Source organism: Embleya sp. NBC_00896, from assembly GCF_045207785.1.
GTDB lineage: Bacteria > Actinomycetota > Actinomycetes > Streptomycetales > Streptomycetaceae > Embleya.
This window is the reverse complement of sequence record NZ_CP108776.1, coordinates 5,813,035-5,827,387: the sequence shown is the minus strand read 5'-3', so window position 1 is coordinate 5,827,387 and position 14,353 is coordinate 5,813,035. Positions and strand designations below refer to the sequence as shown.

The following is a 14,353-nucleotide window of genomic DNA, read 5'->3' as shown; positions in this document are numbered from 1 at the left end:
GCGGGACCGCTCAGATGTACAGGAAGTGCGGTGACAACACGATCACCGAGGGCACCAGGAGCGCCGCCGCCGTCAGCACCCGCAGTCCGGCCGAGGCGACCGGCGCGCCCACCTTGACCCCCGCGACCGCCACCTCGGGGTGCGCGGTGGCGTGTGCCTGGTGCACCGTCAGCTCCTCCTGGCGCTGCTGCGGCCACGCGAAGCACGGGCAGAACGGCCCGCCGGCCTGCCCGGGGCCGGACAGCTTGACGATCGCGCGGCGCAGGTTGACCCGCGCGATCGACCCCTGGACGTCGGCGTCCGCGGCCTTCTCCGACAGCTCGGCCGCGTGGTCGGCCCAGTCGCCGAAGAACCGCACCGCCGGGTACGCGTCGGCCAGCGTGTCCGCCACCACCATCCACTGCGCGTCCCGCCGGCGCAGGTGCCCCGCCATGTGCGTCAGGACCGCGTTCAGCTCCGCGGGGCGCAGCAGGTCGAGCGCGCGCGTGGTGGCCTCGACCCGGGGCGGCCGGGACGGCAGCAGGACCAGGCGCGGCGCCTCGTCCTCGACGATCACCAGGCGCGGGTGCCCCGCGTCCTCCTCGTCGAGCAGCGGGGCCGAGTTCTCCAGGCGGTCGAGCTGGACCCGCAGCGCCCGCCGGTAGTCGCGGGTGGCCGGCGCGCCCCGGCGCCACCCGAGCACGACCAGGACCAGCGCGAGCACGGCGACCGTGACCTGCGCGGCGACCGGCACGTGCGGCATCCCGATGTGCGGGTCGAAGCCGGCCGCCCGCACCGGGGCGATCCACAGGTCGGGGGTGTACACGGGAATCGCGAGGGCGCACGACGCGAGCACACCGCCGGCGGCCGCCCGCCACGCGCGTTGGACATGGCGCGGACTGAAGCCGCTGTGTTCGGCGCGGCGCAGGACTCGGGGGGCGGTCACGAGAATGGCCGCCGCGAAAGCCGTCAGCACAAGTCCGTACAACACGTCCTCGCCGCCCCCTTCTGCTCTGCTCTGCTCGGCGCTCGCCGCCATGCGACCCTCGGCCCTGCAACGGTTCTAGGCTCCCGGTGGTTTCCGCGTCCAGGAGACAGCCCACATCGGACGGGTGATTTATTCGGCGGATACCAACCACCCGTTGGTATTGCGGTCCCCAGTCGGACCCGGATCGAATCGGCGTCGAAACCGAATCGAATTGCATCGTCCCATCTCCGCGCCGGTATTTTCGAACCCACAGGAGTTCCGTCATGCACGAGTTTTCCCGTTCCGCTGTGATCGCCGCCACACCCGAGAAGGTCTGGGCGGTCGTCGGCGACTTCGGCGGCCTCGCCGATTGGCACCCGGTCGTGCCGCCGAGCAGCATCGAGGGCGGCGGCGACGCCAACACCCCCGGCGCGATCCGGGCGTTCGCGATCGACGGCGACGTGCTCTCGCGCGAGGAGCTGCTCAGCCACGACGCGGCCGGGCATCGCATGACGTACAGCCTGCTCCAGGTGCCGTTGCCGGTCACCGACTACGTCGGGACGCTCGCGGTGAACCCGCACCCGGACGGCAGCGAGGTCGTGTGGTCGGCCACCTACGAGAGCGACGACAGCGTCGTGGAGACGGTCGAGGCGGTCTTCGCCGAAGGCACCTACGGCGCGGGCCTGACCGCCCTCCAGGAGCGCTTCGCGTAGCCCGTACGACGCCGGGCGCCCCGGGGCGGGTCCGCACCCCGCCGCGCCCCGGGGCCCGGCACCCTGGCGCGGACGGCAATGCGGGCGATTCTCGCGCGTATCGAATGGTGAGACGATCGCCGTATGCTTCGGCCACTTGCATCGATCTTGAGGTGAAGCATGCATCGCAGCGACACGGACCACGCCGCCTCCGCGCTCGGCATCGACCTGCCCGTCCTGGAAGCCGTCCAACGCCGGATCCTCTGGCTCGCGACGCGCATCGTCGACTCGGCCAACCACGACCGGCCGAACGCCGACGGGCTCAAGGTCGGCGGCCACCAGGCGTCGTCGGCGTCGCTGGTGTCCGCGATGACCGCGCTGTGGTTCGCCCATCTCGACGGCCCGGACCGGATCAGCGTCAAACCGCACGCCTCCCCCGTCTTCCACGCGATCCAGTACCTGCTCGGCAACCTGGACCGCGCCTACCTGACCACCCTCCGGGCCAAGGGCGGGCTCCAGTCGTACCCGTCCCGGACCAAGGACCCCGACCGCGAATGGGTCGACTTCTCCACCGGCTCCGTCGGACTGGGCGCCGCCGCCCCGCTGTTCGGCGCCGCCACCCGCCGCTACGTGGACGCGCACTTCGGGCCGCGCCCCGCGTCGCGGTTCGTCGCGCTGCTCGGCGACGCCGAACTGGACGAGGGCAACATCTGGGAGGCCATCGCCGACCCGGCCACCCAGGGCCTGGGCAATGTGATGTGGCTGGTCGACTTCAACCGGCAGTCCCTCGACCGGGTCGTCCCGGGCATCCGGATCAACCAGTGGCGCGGCCAGTTCGAGGCCGCAGGGTGGCACGTGGTCGAGGTCAAGTACGGGCGCCGGTTGCAGGCCGCGTTCGACCGGCCCGGCGGCGAGTCGCTCAAGGCGTGGATCGACGCGATGCCCAACGAGCAGTACCAGGCCCTCTTCGGCCTCGCCGACACCGACGTGCGCGCGCACTTCCTGGACGGCGCCCCGGCCGAGGTCGCCGACACCGTCGCGGACGTGCCCGACGCCGAACTGCACACGCTCGTCACCGACCTCGGCGGCCACGACATGGCCGCCCTCCTCGACGCCTACCAACGCTGCGACGCGGTCACCGACCGCCCCAGCGTCGTCTTCGCCTACACCGTCAAAGGCTGGGGCCTGCCCCTCGCAGGCAACCCACGCAACCACTCCGCGCTCCTGACCACCGACCAGGTCGCCGACCTGCGCACCGCGAGCGGCCTGACCGAGCGCACCGAGTGGGACCGCTTCGACGCCGCGACCCCCGAGGGCATCCTCGCCGGGCAGCGCCGCGAACACCTCGCCCGCCACCCCAAGCCCGGCCCCCTCGGCGTCCCCGTCACCCCCGCCACCGGACAGCGGATGACCAAGCCGGTCTCCACCCAGGAGACCTTCGGCCGGGTCCTGGTCGACCTCTCCCGCGACCCCGCACTCGCGCCGTACCTGGTCACCACCGCCCCCGACGTGGCCACCTCCACCAACCTCGCGGGCTTCATCAACCGCACCGGCGTGTTCACGCCCACCGACCGCCGCGCATGGTCCGGCGGAAGCGCCGTCAAGTGGGTCGAGGGGCCGAGCGGGCAGCACATCGAGCTGGGCATCTCCGAGATGAACCTGTTCCTGCTGCTCGAACAACTCGGCCTGGCGGGCGACCTGTCCGGCCAACCACTCATCCCCATCGGCACGGTGTACGACCCGTTCGTGTGCCGCGGCCTCGACGCGTTCATCCACGCCGTCTACTCCGGCTCGCGGTTCATCGTCGCCGGCACCCCCTCCGGCGTCACCCTCGCCCCCGAAGGCGGCGCACACCAGTCCACCATCACCGCCTCCATCGGCCTGGAACTCCCCGGCACCACCCTGATCGAGCCCGCCTACGGGACCGCCCTCGACTGGCTCTTGTGCGACGCGGTGGGCCGGATCGCGACCGGCCCGGACAACGGCGTCGACCCCGACAACGGCGCCTACTACTTCCGCCTGACGACCCGTCCGATCGACCAGGCGCCGTTCGAGGCCGCCCGGATCCGGCTCGGCGACGCGGTGCTGCGCCGCCAGGTCCTCGCCGGCGCGTACCGCCTCCTGGAGGCACCCGACCTCCCGGGCGCGCCGAGTGTGTACCTCGCGGCGTCCGGCGCGGTACTGCCGGAGGTCCTCACCGCCGCGCACGAGCTGCGCGAGGAGGGCATCGCCGCGCACGTCGTGGACATCACCTCGGCCGACCGGCTGTACGGCGCGTGGCAACGCACCCTGCGCCAGGGCGTCCGCACCGCGACCACGCCGTCCGCCCCGGGCGCGCTGCGGACCGCGTTCCCGGACCGGTTCCCGGTGGTCACCGTGCACGACTCGTCCTCACACACCCTCGCCTGGGTCGGCTCGGCGCTCGGCGTGCCGTGCGTACCCCTGGGCGTCGACCAATTCGGCCAGACCGGCCGCATCGAGGACCTCTACGAACTGCACGACCTACTGCCCGGCTCGATCGTCAACGCGGCGCTGGCCGCGCTCTCGCTCGCGTAGTCGCGCGCGCCCGCACCGCCCCTCCCGGGCGCCGGGCGTGATCGTTTCGGTCACGCGTACGGTATGGCTGCTGACGGAGCGTCCGACGATTCGAGGAGCTGTGCATGCGACACGGGGGCATGGGACGACGGTGGAGCAGGTGGACGGCGGCGGGCCTGACCGCCGCCGTCCTGCTGACGGGGTGCTCGTCCGACTCCGACGACAAGGACGACAAGGGCAAGAAGGATCCGGCGGCGAGCACCGCGGGCTCGACCGGGGGCAACAGCGGTGCGCCGGGCGGGAAGGGCGACAAGGACCCGCAGGCGGTGTGGGCGGCGCTGGTCACGGCGGCGACCACGCAGAAGGTGGTCGAGTACCACGGGGTCCGCACGGCGACCGGTGAGACGTCGAAGGAGCCGTCGGTCAAGGACGAGCTGTGGTCCTGGTACGACGCGGCCGGCAAGGCCGCGTTCACCGAGCACTCGGCCCAGCCCACCGCGACCGCGAAGCCGCGGCGGATCTCCTGCGACGCCGGCAAGGAGTGGAGCTACAACAACCAACTCGCGAAGTGGTCCGACACGCAACGGCCTTGCGTCGTGGACATGGCCCGCGAGGGCATGTTCGTCGGCGACGGCCTGCTGCCGCCCGGGCTGAGCCCGGAGCAGGCGAAGCGGTTCGCGGACGCGATCGCCGCCGTGCCCGGCTGGATCACGCCGGCGGCGGTCGAACCCGCGCAACAGGGCGGCAAGTCCTATCTGCGGCTGACCGTGGACCTCAAGGCCCAGCAGAGCCAGGGTGGTTCGGCGGAGAACACCGGATACCTGGTGCACGCGATCCGCACCGCGAACCCGGACTACACCAAGTCGCCCTACCTGGTGGAGAACCTCTCGAAGCAGAGCGCGTCGCCGGTGCGGGCGGTGTTCTGGCTCGACCCCACGACCCACCTGCCCGCGTACTCGGAACTGAGCACGACCGTGGTGGACAAGGGCGTACCCACCGGCGCGGTACGGCTGTTGCGCACCGAGTACATCTTCGGCGGCCCGGCCCCGAAGGCGGACCGCACCCAACTGGTCCCGCCGCCCGCGCCGACCTGGCCGGAGCAGGGGACCAAGCCACCCCAGGCGTGACCGGTGTGAGGTGACGCGCGACGGGCGGGTCCGATGCCGAGGCACCGGACCCGCCCGTCGGCGTTTCGCTCAGCGTGCGGCGAGTGCCGCGAGTGGTTCCCGCACCGGGCCGAGCACCGCGCTCAGCCACGCCGTGTGCTCGTGTTCGCCCAGCCACGCGTCGAGTTCGGCCAGCGGCACGAACGCGACCTCGTCGACCTCCTCGGCGTTGAGCCCGAGTTCGCTGCCGACCACGCCGACGAAGAGGTGGTTGAACTCCTTCTCGACCAGCCCCGAGACCACGTCGGTGACGTCGTAGGTGACCAGCCCCGCCGGTTCGAGCGTGGTGGGCTTGACGCCCAACTCCTCGTGCAACCGGCGCAGCACCGCGTCGCGCGGGTCCTCACCCGGGAACGGGTGGCTGCAACACGTGTTGGACCAGCGGCCCGGTGAGTGGTATTTCGTCAACGCTCGGCGCTGCATCAGCACTCTGCCCTCGTCGTCCAGGAGGAAGACCGAGAACGCGCGGTGCAGCAAACCCGGCGGCTGGTGCGCCTCCAGCTTCTCCGCGAGGCCGATCGTGTTCCCTTGCGGGTCCACCAGTTCGACCATGACCCGACCGTCCGGCTGCTCCTGCGCCATGTGCTCTCCCTGCTCTCCGGCCTGTCCTGGCACAGTATCCGCCGCGGGAGTCACGCACAGCCGATACCGCGACGACGCCCCGTACATCGTTGTCTGTAGCCCGGGGTCCGTCCTGTCGACGATCCGCGGACGCCGCACGCGCGAGAGGGTGGTCACGTCCGATCGCGATCGGCGCGGATCGCACCGCGCCGATCGCACACCGCACACCACACCCACACCCACACACCGCCACACCGCGCCTCATCGCCCGGAGGAGGAGATCGTCATGGTCGTCGCCATGATCGTGGCCTGCGAGGTCGGCTTCTGGGTGCTGATCGCCCTGGGCCTGCTCAGCCGCTACGTGCTGCACCGTCGCCGCTTGAGCAACCTGTTCCTGTACGCCACGCCGCTGCTCGAGGTGATCCTGCTCGTGGTCGCCGTGATCGATCTGCGCGGGGGCGCGACGGCCGGGGCCCGACACGGGATCGCCGCGCTGTACATCGGCCTGACCGTGATGTTCGGCCACCGCGCGATCCGTTGGGTGGACCAGCGGGTGACCTACCACTTCCTCGACGGCCCGCTGCCGTGGCGGCCGCCGGCTCGCGGGATGGACCGAGTCCGGTACGAGGCGGCCGAGTTCGCCCGCACGGTGGGCGCGATGGCGATCGCGGGCGGCCTGCTCGCGGGGCTGATCCTGATCACCGGCGACGCGGACCGCACGAAGGCGCTGAGCGGCTTCTACGCGACGCTGGGGGCGATCACGGCGATCTCGTTGGTCGTGTCCGTGGTGGGCGGCTTCGAGGCGCTCGGCGGGGACCCGAAGAAGGAGAAGCCCGCACCGCGTCGACTGCGCGATCGTGTGAAGGCGTCCTGAGCGTTCGTGAACGCGTCCTGAGCGGTTCGGGAACGCCCACCCGCGGCACGGCTGCGGCCCCGGAACAGGTGGGCCGTGTTCCGGGGCCGCAGCACGCTTCGAGCGTGGTTACCGCATGGGGATGGGCGTTCAGCCCTTCAGCGAACCGGCCGGGTCGCTCGCCATGGAGGTGAACTCGGCCGGGTCCTAGCAGTCGTCGCTCGGGTGGTTGTGCGGCGGCGGCGCGGGGACCTCCGGCGGGCATTCCTCGACCGGCGGGGCCGGCGGGGGACAGTCGTCCGGCTTGCCGGGGTGCTCGTCCGGCTTGCCGGGGTGCTCCTCGTGACCGCCGGGGTGGCCGGGCGGGGTGCCGTGGTGCTCCGAGCCTTCGGCGTTCACGCAGGTGTTGCCGAACGTGGGGTTGAGCGCGGCGATGATGTTGACGGTGTTGCCGCAGATGTTGACCGGGATGTGAACCGGAACCTGGACGTTGTTGCCGGAGAGCACGCCGGGCGAGTCCACGGCGGCGCCGTCCGCCTCAGCCGACGCGAAGGCCTGGCCACCCATCGCAACCGAACCGCCGAGAATGGCGGCGGTGACGACCGCACCCTTGGTGAGCTTGTTCACTGGTTAGTTCTTCCCATCGATCGGATAGACGGTGGAACCGGGGGTTCCGGGACGTCCAACGCACGAGGGGTGATCCGGTGACGGGGTGCGCGCCAACTTCCCCCGTTAGTAGCAACCAGCCAGGTGACGCGACGTCAGGCGGTGCCACATACGGGGGAATCGGCGACTTTTGGGCAGTTTGTTCAGCGAGCCGGGCGGCGAATGATCACGCGCGGGCGATGGCCTCGTGATGATGAATCACTTCGGCGACGAGGAAGTTGAGGAACTTCTCGGCGAAGTCGGGGTCGAGCTTGGCGCTCTCGGCGAGGGCGCGCAGCCGGCGGATCTGTACCGCCTCGCGGGCGGGATCGGCCGGCGGCAGCCTGTGCTCGGCCTTGAGTACGCCCACCCGCTTGGTGCACTTGAACCGCTCGGCCAGCAGGTGGATCAGGGCGGCGTCGATGTTGTCGATGCTGTCCCGCAGGTCGAGCAGTTCGGCGGGCTTGTCGGGCGCCTCGCCCGACCTGTCGTCAGTGGTTCCGTTGGCCATAACGGGTGACCCTACCCGGCCGCGTCGCACGGGTGAGCCCATGGCGTCGGGGGGCACCACGCGATGCGGTGAACCGGGCCCGCAGCCCTTGCCATGAGGAGCCATCAGGGGAAATATCACTACCTGTCATCTCTCGTTCTGCCAGGTGTCACATGGCCACCTGCGGGGGACCCTCTGAGTACGGTCCGCGCCGTCGGCTGTCCCTGCCGCGTCGTGCGACCGTGCGGCAGTGCGTCAAAGATGCCGGGGATGCAACAGGGGGCGATCGACATGATGGAGGAAGTGCGTCTGACGCCTAGCGAGCGGCGGATGCTGGAGGAGATCGAGTACGAGCTGCGCAAGGACGAGGAATTGGACCTCGCGCTGCGTACGATGCGGCCCTCCCGCACTCAGCGACGCTCCGGCGCCCGTGGTCGTGTCGTCCCGGGCGCGGGCTCGATGCCGGCCTCGAAGCGCGCCCGTCGCAGGTTCTCCCGGCCGACACTCACCGGGACCTGGCACGTGTTGTTGCTGGTCGTGCTGTTCGCTGCGGTGTTCGCGGCGCTGGTCACCACGTCCGGGGTCTACCTGGTGGTGATCGCGTTCGCGTTGATCATCATGGGGTGCACGACGGCGCTGGTGTGGCTGTGCGTCACGTTCCTGCTCCGCCGAAGCGGCGACGACAAGACCTGACCACCGGATCGACCGGCGGGCTCGACGCCGCGGGCTCCCCGATCGGCGGGCTCGACGTCAACGCGCCCGATGGTTGCGGCTGCCCGTCGCCCGGCTCAGGCCGCGCCCACGTGCCGCGACCACCAGCGTGCCCATCGGGGCCGTGACCCCGACCAGGAGCGCCGCGTCGAGCGCCCCCATGCCGCCCTGGCCGATCGAGTAGAAGACCAGCGCGAGGCACCCGAACACGCACAGCAGCACGATCGCGGTCATCCGCTCGGCGCGGCGCCCGCGGGTGAGCAGCCACAGACAGCCGACCAGGCCGACGCCCAACGTGACCAATGCGGCGATGGCGGTGGTGGTCATCGCGCCTCCTCGTCCTCGTCCTCGTCATCCCTGCCCGCGGCCCGATCCCGCGGCCCGACCGGGCCCTGTCCGGCCTGCTACCCGAGGCGATCGCGATGATGCGCCGAGGCCACCGGAATCGAATCCTAACCGGCGATTACCCCATGGGGGTATAACGTTTCGACATGACACCTCTCACGCCTCCATGCGGCGGGGCCGCGCACCTTCGACTGATCCGACGCCTGGATTCCGCGACCATCCGGGTGACGCTCGTGATCGAGCGCTGCCGCCGCGCCTGCGCTCGCCACGCTGCGTAACACTCTCGTTACGTTCGCGTCGAAATCCCGAAACCGTCGAGGAGTTCACTCCGGGGCGACATCGGTTCCGGCAGCGGCCGGCGGCAATGGGACTCGGGTGACGGCAGGACATGACGACACAGGACCGACGGGCGGCCCGCACGACGGCGCCCGGGTACACCGGCCGGCGCGCGACCCCGGGGCTGCCCCGGTGACGCCGGACACGCTCGTGGCCGACGTGGTGATCGTCGGGGCCGGGCCGGAGGGCATGGCGATCGCGTACGCGTTCACCCAGCGCGGGGTCCGGGACGTGATCGTGTGCGACACCGACGGGTCCGGCCCGCCCGGCGACCCCGGCCCGGCCGGCGGCGGCGTGCACTGCGACCCCGACGTGCCCGCGCTGGCGGCGATGGCGTGGGCGGGCACACAGTTGTTCGAGAACGCGTTCGACGTGCTCGGCGAGGACGTCGGATATCGCCGATGCGGTCGGCTGGTGGGCGTGGACGGGCCCGACGCCGCGGCGCTCGACGCCGGCATCGCGATGCGCCGCGCGCTCGGCGTCGACGTCGAGCGGGTCGACGCGTGCGCGGTGGCCGCGGTGTGGCCGGAGGCCGTCACGCGGGACTTCGCCGGCTTCGCGTACGAGCCGCGCGGCGGGTACGCCGACACCCGGCGCACCGCGCGCGCGTTCGCCCGGGCCGCGCGGCGCGGCGGCGCGGCGATCCTGCCCTGCGCGCCGGTCGCGGCGATCTCGGCCGGCCGGGACCGGGTCACCGGCGTCCGGCTGAGCGACGGCCGCGAGGTGGCCGGCGGCACGGTCGTGGTGGCGGCGGGCGCCGACTCGCCCGCGTTGGTCGCGCCGCTCGGCGTCGACCTGCCGGTCCGCGGCACACGCGAGTTCGCGGTCCGCGTGGACGTGGGCCGCACGGTGGAGGAACGGCCGGTCCTGGTCGACCTGGTGAGCCGGCGCCACCTGCGTCCCGACGGCGCCGGGCGGTTGCTGCTCGGCGCGCTCGACCCGGCCGCGGACGCGTTCGACGACGAACTCGCCGCGCGGGCCACGGCGTACTTCGCGGCCCGTTTCCCCGGCTTTCGCGACGTCGCGCCGATCGCGTCGTTCGGCATCCGCGGCGACGCCGGCTCCGACCGCCTCCCGGTGATCGGATCGGTGGGCCCCGACGGGCTGTTCGTCGCGGCCGGATGCGGCGAGCACGGGCTCGGGATCGTGCCCGCGGTCGGGATGCTGGTGGCCGACCTGCTGTGCGACGGCGCGAGCGGCCGGCCCGACATCCCCGGCACCGACTTCCGCCCCGACCGGTTCACCGCGCGGGCCCGCTCGCCGCGCCCGCGCGCACCGCTGGCGACGCTCGGCGGCAATCCCGCGCCCGATCCGGACCCGGCACCCGGTCCCGATCCGGCGCTCAGTCCCGATCGGGCGTGAAGAGCGGCAACACCGGTTCCCCGCCGGTCGGTCGCAGGTCGACCCGCACCCGCATCCCGGAATGGATGTCGGCCGGCTCGACCTCGACGAGATTGGTGAGCATGCGGTAGCCCTCGTCGAGGTCCACGATCGCCACCGCGTAGGCGCCGCCGAACTCGCGTGCGGCGGGCCGACGCACCACGGTCCAGCTGTACACGCTCCCGCGCCCGGCGCTCGCCGCCCAGTGCAGCGCCCGCGACGAGCAGCCGCGGCACGTCTCGGTGGGGGTGAAGTTCGCCGCATCGCACGCTCCGCAGCGCTGGTAGCGCAGTTCCCCCGGTTCCGCGGGGACCCGCACCGACGCGGTAGGAGTGACGGGTACACCGATCTGCGGTCCCAACACGGGTGTCACGGCCTTTCCGTTTCGAACGTGCTCTGCGACGTTCACTGCCGAGTGAAGCTGTGCGCATGCTCGCGCACCACACGTATGGTTGCCGAAACACCCGGAGGGAACCAGCCCGCCGCCGCACACCCGTACGGGGGCATCCGGAATCGGACCCGCCCACGAAAAATGTCGCACATCCGCTCCGGTCGATCGCGAGTTCGGCCGGGAGAGGACACCGACAGGACTTCTCGGCCAAGTCACAGACAGGGCTTGCGTACTTGGCGCAGGATAGGTAGCGCAAGTGATCCGCCACGGCGCGTAATCGATCCGCGCGGGCTCGGGGTGGGGACGCACGGCAGAGAGGTTGCGCGATGACGGCACCACGCATGGCACCGCGCCCGCGTGACTTGGGGCGCGGGGCCACATCCGACGTTTCCGGAACGGAGCCCATGCCGCTCGTCGAACGCGAGTTCCTGCAGCGTGGCCTGCGCGACCAGATCGAGGCCGTCCGTGACACCGGCGAGGGCCGGGTCGCGGTCGTGTCCGGCGGGGCGGGCATGGGCAAGTCGGCGGTGCTCGAATGGGTTCGTCGAACAGCCGAGGACGAGGGCTTCTCGGCGTTGCAGGTGGTCGGCTACGAGCTGGACAAGGTCCGCGTCTACGGCCTGGTGAAGCGGCTGTTCAGGGATCTCTACCACCTGGACGACGAGGGCCGGAAGGAACGACTCGGCGAGTGGTACGGGATCCTCGGGCCGATCTTCGGCATGAGCCGGCGGCAACCCGAGGAGTCTCCGGACACCGATGACGTGCTGCACGCCCTCGACGCCGTCGTGCACGGATACCTGCTGGAGCGCGGGCCGCTCGTGGTGATCGTCGACGACGCGCACTGGGCCGATCCGTCCTCGATGCACTGGCTCGCGCAATTCGCGCTGGAGGTGCGTGAGTTCCCGATCCTCATCGTGGTCTCGTATCGCCCCGGGGAGTACGACGAGGAGCTCGTCGCACCGCTCCGAGCCCTCGACACCGTCGCCGAGTCGAGGTTCGCGTCCCTGTCGGGGCTGAGCGTCGAGGGCACCGGGACGGTGATCCGGCGCCGGTTCCCCGACGAACGCGTCGATGCCGAGTTCGTCGAGCGTTGTCACCGCTACAGCGGCGGTCAACCGCAGACGCTGCGCGAACTCCTGCGCTTCGTCGAGCAGAGCGGTATCGAGCCGACCGCGGCGGCGCTGCCCGAGCACGGCGACGCGATGGAGCGGAACGCGACCCGGGCGTACCACGAAGGGCACTTCAAGGAGCGCTTCGCCCGGCTCAAGCCCGATGCGCGCAAGCTCGCCCTCGCCGTCGCGATCCTGACGCCGCACGTCACCATCGAACGCGCCGCGAGCCTGGCCCGGTTGAGCCGCCGGGCGACCGTCGACGCCGCCGAATACCTGTGGAAGCAGGAGATCCTCACCGAGGAGCCCTCGAACCTGGGCTTCACCCACCCCCTGGTGCGCAACGCGGTGTACCAACACTGCATCGAGCCGAACGCGCGCTGCAAGCTGCACGCCAAGGCGGCCCGGCTGCTGCGCGAAGACGGCTACTCCGCGCAGACCGCCGCCACCCATGTGGTGCACATGGTCGGGATCACCGACCGCTGGGCCGTGGACGTCGCGGTGGACGCGGCCCGCGAGTGTCTGGCGTCCGGCGTCCCGGAGGCGGGCGTCACCTATCTCCGGCACGCCTTCGCCGAGCTCGCGCCGCCCGACATGCGCGCGCGGATCCAATACAACATCGGCCGCGCCTACTTCGTGAACAACCCGCCGAAGAGCATCGAACCGCTGACCAAGGCGCTGGAGGACTGCGAACCGGACCGCGACCTGCGCACCAACATCGTCGTCGAGCTGGCCCGTTCGCTGTGTTTCAGCGGCCGCCTGCACGCGGGCATCGAACTCCTGGACACGGAGATCCGACTCACCCCGCCCGGGCCGATCCGCCAGCGGCTGTACGCCGACCTGTTCATGTGGGCCGCCTTCTGGGAGGACGACACCAGCTTCGCGTCGCGCGCCCACGACCTGCAACGGCTGACCGTGCGGCTGAACACCGAGGGCATCACCAGCCGGACGAACTACTCGCTCTTCGCGCTGGTCGCCTGGTACGGCGTGCTCACCGGTCGGCGCCTGCAGACCACGACCAAGTTCGCCCGCGCCGCGCTCGGGCCCGAGGGACCCAACAAGGAGCGTCCCGGGTTCAGCTGGGTCGAGGACGGCTGGGGCTTCGAGATCCCGATGGTGCTGACCCTCACCTTCATCTACTGCGACCTGTTCAAGGAGGCCCGCGAACTCCTGGAACGCGGGATGGCCGAACTCAAGGCGAACGGCCGCCAACGCGCGCACCTGTCCTACGGCCACGCCTTCCGGGCCATGCTGCTGTATCGCATGGGGCGGCTCAAGGAGGCCCGCGAGCAGGCCGAGATCGGCCTGGAGATGGCGCTCGAACTCGGGCCCGAGACGCCGTCGCAGTGGTACGCGGCGGGCGTGCTGATCCAGACCCTGATCGCCCAGGGCGACCTCGAGGAGGCCGAGCTCCAGGCGCAGCGGATCGGCTTCGACGATCCGGAGCGCCCGAGGGGCGGCGCGCGCGTGCTCCCGGTGCCCGAGATCGTGCTCGCCGAACTGCGGATCGCCCAGGGCCGGCACGCCGAGGTGATCACCCCGCTGACCGAGCTCGGCGAGCGGTTGCGGGCGCGCGGCATGGACAACCCGGCGTGGTGTCCGTGGGGGCTGCTGCTCGCCGAGGCGTTGAACGCGGAGGGGCCGCAGCACGACAAGGAGCAGGCCCGGAAGGTGGCCAAGGCCGCGGTCGCCCGCGCGGACACGTTCTACGCCCCGGTCGCCGCCGGACAGGCCAAGCGCGTGGCCGGTGAGGTCGAGGACAACGTCAACGCGCAACAGGCGCTGTGGGACGCGGCCGTGGCGTTGGAGGGGGTCGGCGCCAACTACGAGTACGCGAAGGCGCTGCTCGCCTACGGCGACCGACTGCGCAAGGACGGCCACAAGCCGGACGCGATCGGCGAGTTGGAGCGGGCCCGGGACACCGCGATGGCGTGCGGCGCGATCCCGCTGCAGACTCGCGCCGCCGAGATGGTCGACGCCCTGATGGGGATCACCGCGGCGGCCCCGCTGGACCACGGGCACGCCGAGTCCGACGCCTGGGTCGACGAGTACAGCGGAGGCTACAGCCCGTTCGGCATCCCGCACCGCGACGAGCCGCGGCACGACGCGGAGTCCGACCGGGCCGAGACGTGGCCGTTCCGCGAGGTGCCCGCGCGGCGGCCCGACATGGAGTGAGCGGGACGGCGGCACGGG

13 protein-coding genes are annotated in these 14,353 nt (G+C 71.6%); 7 read left to right on the top strand and 6 right to left on the bottom strand.

The genetic code is table 11. The features are described 5' to 3' along the window. Nucleotides 1-10: 10 nt before the first annotated feature. Nucleotides 11-1,018, bottom strand: a complete 1,008-nt coding sequence (locus tag OG928_RS26395; RefSeq protein WP_406288068.1) for a hypothetical protein — start codon at nt 1,016-1,018, stop codon at nt 11-13. Between the two features lie 212 nt (nt 1,019-1,230). Between OG928_RS26395 and OG928_RS26390 the strand changes: the two genes are divergently transcribed. From OG928_RS26390 to OG928_RS26380, 3 genes are all read left to right on the top strand, one after another. Continuing rightward, nucleotides 1,231-1,659 carry an SRPBCC family protein gene (locus OG928_RS26390; protein ID WP_406288065.1) on the top strand — a complete coding sequence of 143 codons (429 nt, stop codon included), beginning with the start codon at nt 1,231-1,233 and terminating at the stop codon, nt 1,657-1,659. Nucleotides 1,660-1,818: 159 nt separating this feature from the next. Continuing rightward, entirely contained in the window at nt 1,819-4,194 is a 2,376-nt protein-coding gene (locus OG928_RS26385; RefSeq protein WP_406288063.1) for a transketolase-like TK C-terminal-containing protein, read from the top strand. A gap of 104 nt (nt 4,195-4,298) precedes the next feature. Beyond that, nucleotides 4,299-5,300: a hypothetical protein gene (locus OG928_RS26380; RefSeq protein WP_406288062.1), complete on the top strand. Its 1,002-nt coding sequence runs from the start codon at nt 4,299-4,301 to the stop codon at nt 5,298-5,300. 69 nt (nt 5,301-5,369) lie between these two features. Here OG928_RS26380 and idi read toward each other — a convergent pair whose 3' ends face one another. Continuing rightward, nucleotides 5,370-5,921, bottom strand: a complete 552-nt coding sequence (idi, locus tag OG928_RS26375) for an isopentenyl-diphosphate Delta-isomerase (RefSeq protein ID WP_406288059.1) — start codon at nt 5,919-5,921, stop codon at nt 5,370-5,372. Nucleotides 5,922-6,186: 265 nt separating this feature from the next. Here idi and OG928_RS26370 point away from each other — a divergent pair, with 265 nt between their 5' ends. Next, nucleotides 6,187-6,774 carry a hypothetical protein gene (locus tag OG928_RS26370; protein ID WP_406288056.1) on the top strand — a complete coding sequence of 196 codons (588 nt, stop codon included), beginning with the start codon at nt 6,187-6,189 and terminating at the stop codon, nt 6,772-6,774. Nucleotides 6,775-6,960: 186 nt separating this feature from the next. Here OG928_RS26370 and OG928_RS26365 read toward each other — a convergent pair whose 3' ends face one another. Together OG928_RS26365 and OG928_RS26360 are read right to left on the bottom strand one after the other, a co-directional pair. After that, the gene (locus OG928_RS26365) at nt 6,961-7,380 is read right to left on the bottom strand and encodes a chaplin (protein ID WP_406288054.1); all 420 of its coding nucleotides are present in this window, start codon (nt 7,378-7,380) and stop codon (nt 6,961-6,963) included. A 205-nt stretch (nt 7,381-7,585) separates the two neighbouring features. Then, complete coding sequence (locus tag OG928_RS26360; protein WP_406288052.1) at nt 7,586-7,909, bottom strand: chorismate mutase; 324 nt, start codon at nt 7,907-7,909, stop codon at nt 7,586-7,588. Between the two features lie 282 nt (nt 7,910-8,191). Between OG928_RS26360 and OG928_RS26355 the strand changes: the two genes are divergently transcribed. Then, nucleotides 8,192-8,581, top strand: coding sequence for a hypothetical protein (locus OG928_RS26355; protein ID WP_406288050.1), 390 nt, complete (start codon nt 8,192-8,194; stop codon nt 8,579-8,581). Between the two features lie 57 nt (nt 8,582-8,638). On the opposite strand, the gene OG928_RS26350 is transcribed toward OG928_RS26355, so the two are convergent. Beyond that, the gene (locus OG928_RS26350; RefSeq protein WP_406288048.1) at nt 8,639-8,926 is read right to left on the bottom strand and encodes a hypothetical protein; all 288 of its coding nucleotides are present in this window, start codon (nt 8,924-8,926) and stop codon (nt 8,639-8,641) included. 486 nt (nt 8,927-9,412) lie between these two features. On the opposite strand from OG928_RS26350, the gene OG928_RS26345 reads away from it, so the two are divergent. Then, nucleotides 9,413-10,642 (top strand): NAD(P)/FAD-dependent oxidoreductase, encoded by a 1,230-nt coding sequence (locus OG928_RS26345; RefSeq protein ID WP_406288047.1) that lies wholly within the window; start codon nt 9,413-9,415, stop codon nt 10,640-10,642. On the opposite strand, the gene OG928_RS26340 is transcribed toward OG928_RS26345, so the two are convergent. Next, complete coding sequence (locus OG928_RS26340; RefSeq protein WP_406288045.1) at nt 10,623-11,033, bottom strand: Zn-ribbon domain-containing OB-fold protein; 411 nt, start codon at nt 11,031-11,033, stop codon at nt 10,623-10,625. The genes OG928_RS26345 and OG928_RS26340 overlap by 20 nt on opposite strands. A 422-nt stretch (nt 11,034-11,455) precedes the next feature. Between OG928_RS26340 and OG928_RS26335 the strand changes: the two genes are divergently transcribed. After that, nucleotides 11,456-14,335: an ATP-binding protein gene (locus tag OG928_RS26335; RefSeq protein WP_406288043.1), complete on the top strand. Its 2,880-nt coding sequence runs from the start codon at nt 11,456-11,458 to the stop codon at nt 14,333-14,335. The last annotated feature ends 18 nt before the right edge of the window (nt 14,336-14,353 follow it).

Excerpts from the sequence above, each read along its gene's own strand:
- OG928_RS26395 (WP_406288068.1), bottom strand. The coding sequence starts at position 1,018 with ATGGCGGCGAGCGCCGAGCAGAGCAGAGCAGAAGGGGGCGGCGAGGAC.
- OG928_RS26390 (WP_406288065.1), top strand. The coding sequence starts at position 1,231 with ATGCACGAGTTTTCCCGTTCCGCTGTGATCGCCGCCACACCCGAGAAG.
- OG928_RS26385 (WP_406288063.1), top strand. The coding sequence starts at position 1,819 with ATGCATCGCAGCGACACGGACCACGCCGCCTCCGCGCTCGGCATCGAC.
- OG928_RS26380 (WP_406288062.1), top strand. The coding sequence starts at position 4,299 with ATGCGACACGGGGGCATGGGACGACGGTGGAGCAGGTGGACGGCGGCG.
- idi (WP_406288059.1), bottom strand. The coding sequence starts at position 5,921 with ATGGCGCAGGAGCAGCCGGACGGTCGGGTCATGGTCGAACTGGTGGAC.
- OG928_RS26370 (WP_406288056.1), top strand. The coding sequence starts at position 6,187 with ATGGTCGTCGCCATGATCGTGGCCTGCGAGGTCGGCTTCTGGGTGCTG.
- OG928_RS26360 (WP_406288052.1), bottom strand. The coding sequence starts at position 7,909 with ATGGCCAACGGAACCACTGACGACAGGTCGGGCGAGGCGCCCGACAAG.
- OG928_RS26350 (WP_406288048.1), bottom strand. The coding sequence starts at position 8,926 with ATGACCACCACCGCCATCGCCGCATTGGTCACGTTGGGCGTCGGCCTG.
- OG928_RS26335 (WP_406288043.1), top strand. The coding sequence starts at position 11,456 with ATGCCGCTCGTCGAACGCGAGTTCCTGCAGCGTGGCCTGCGCGACCAG.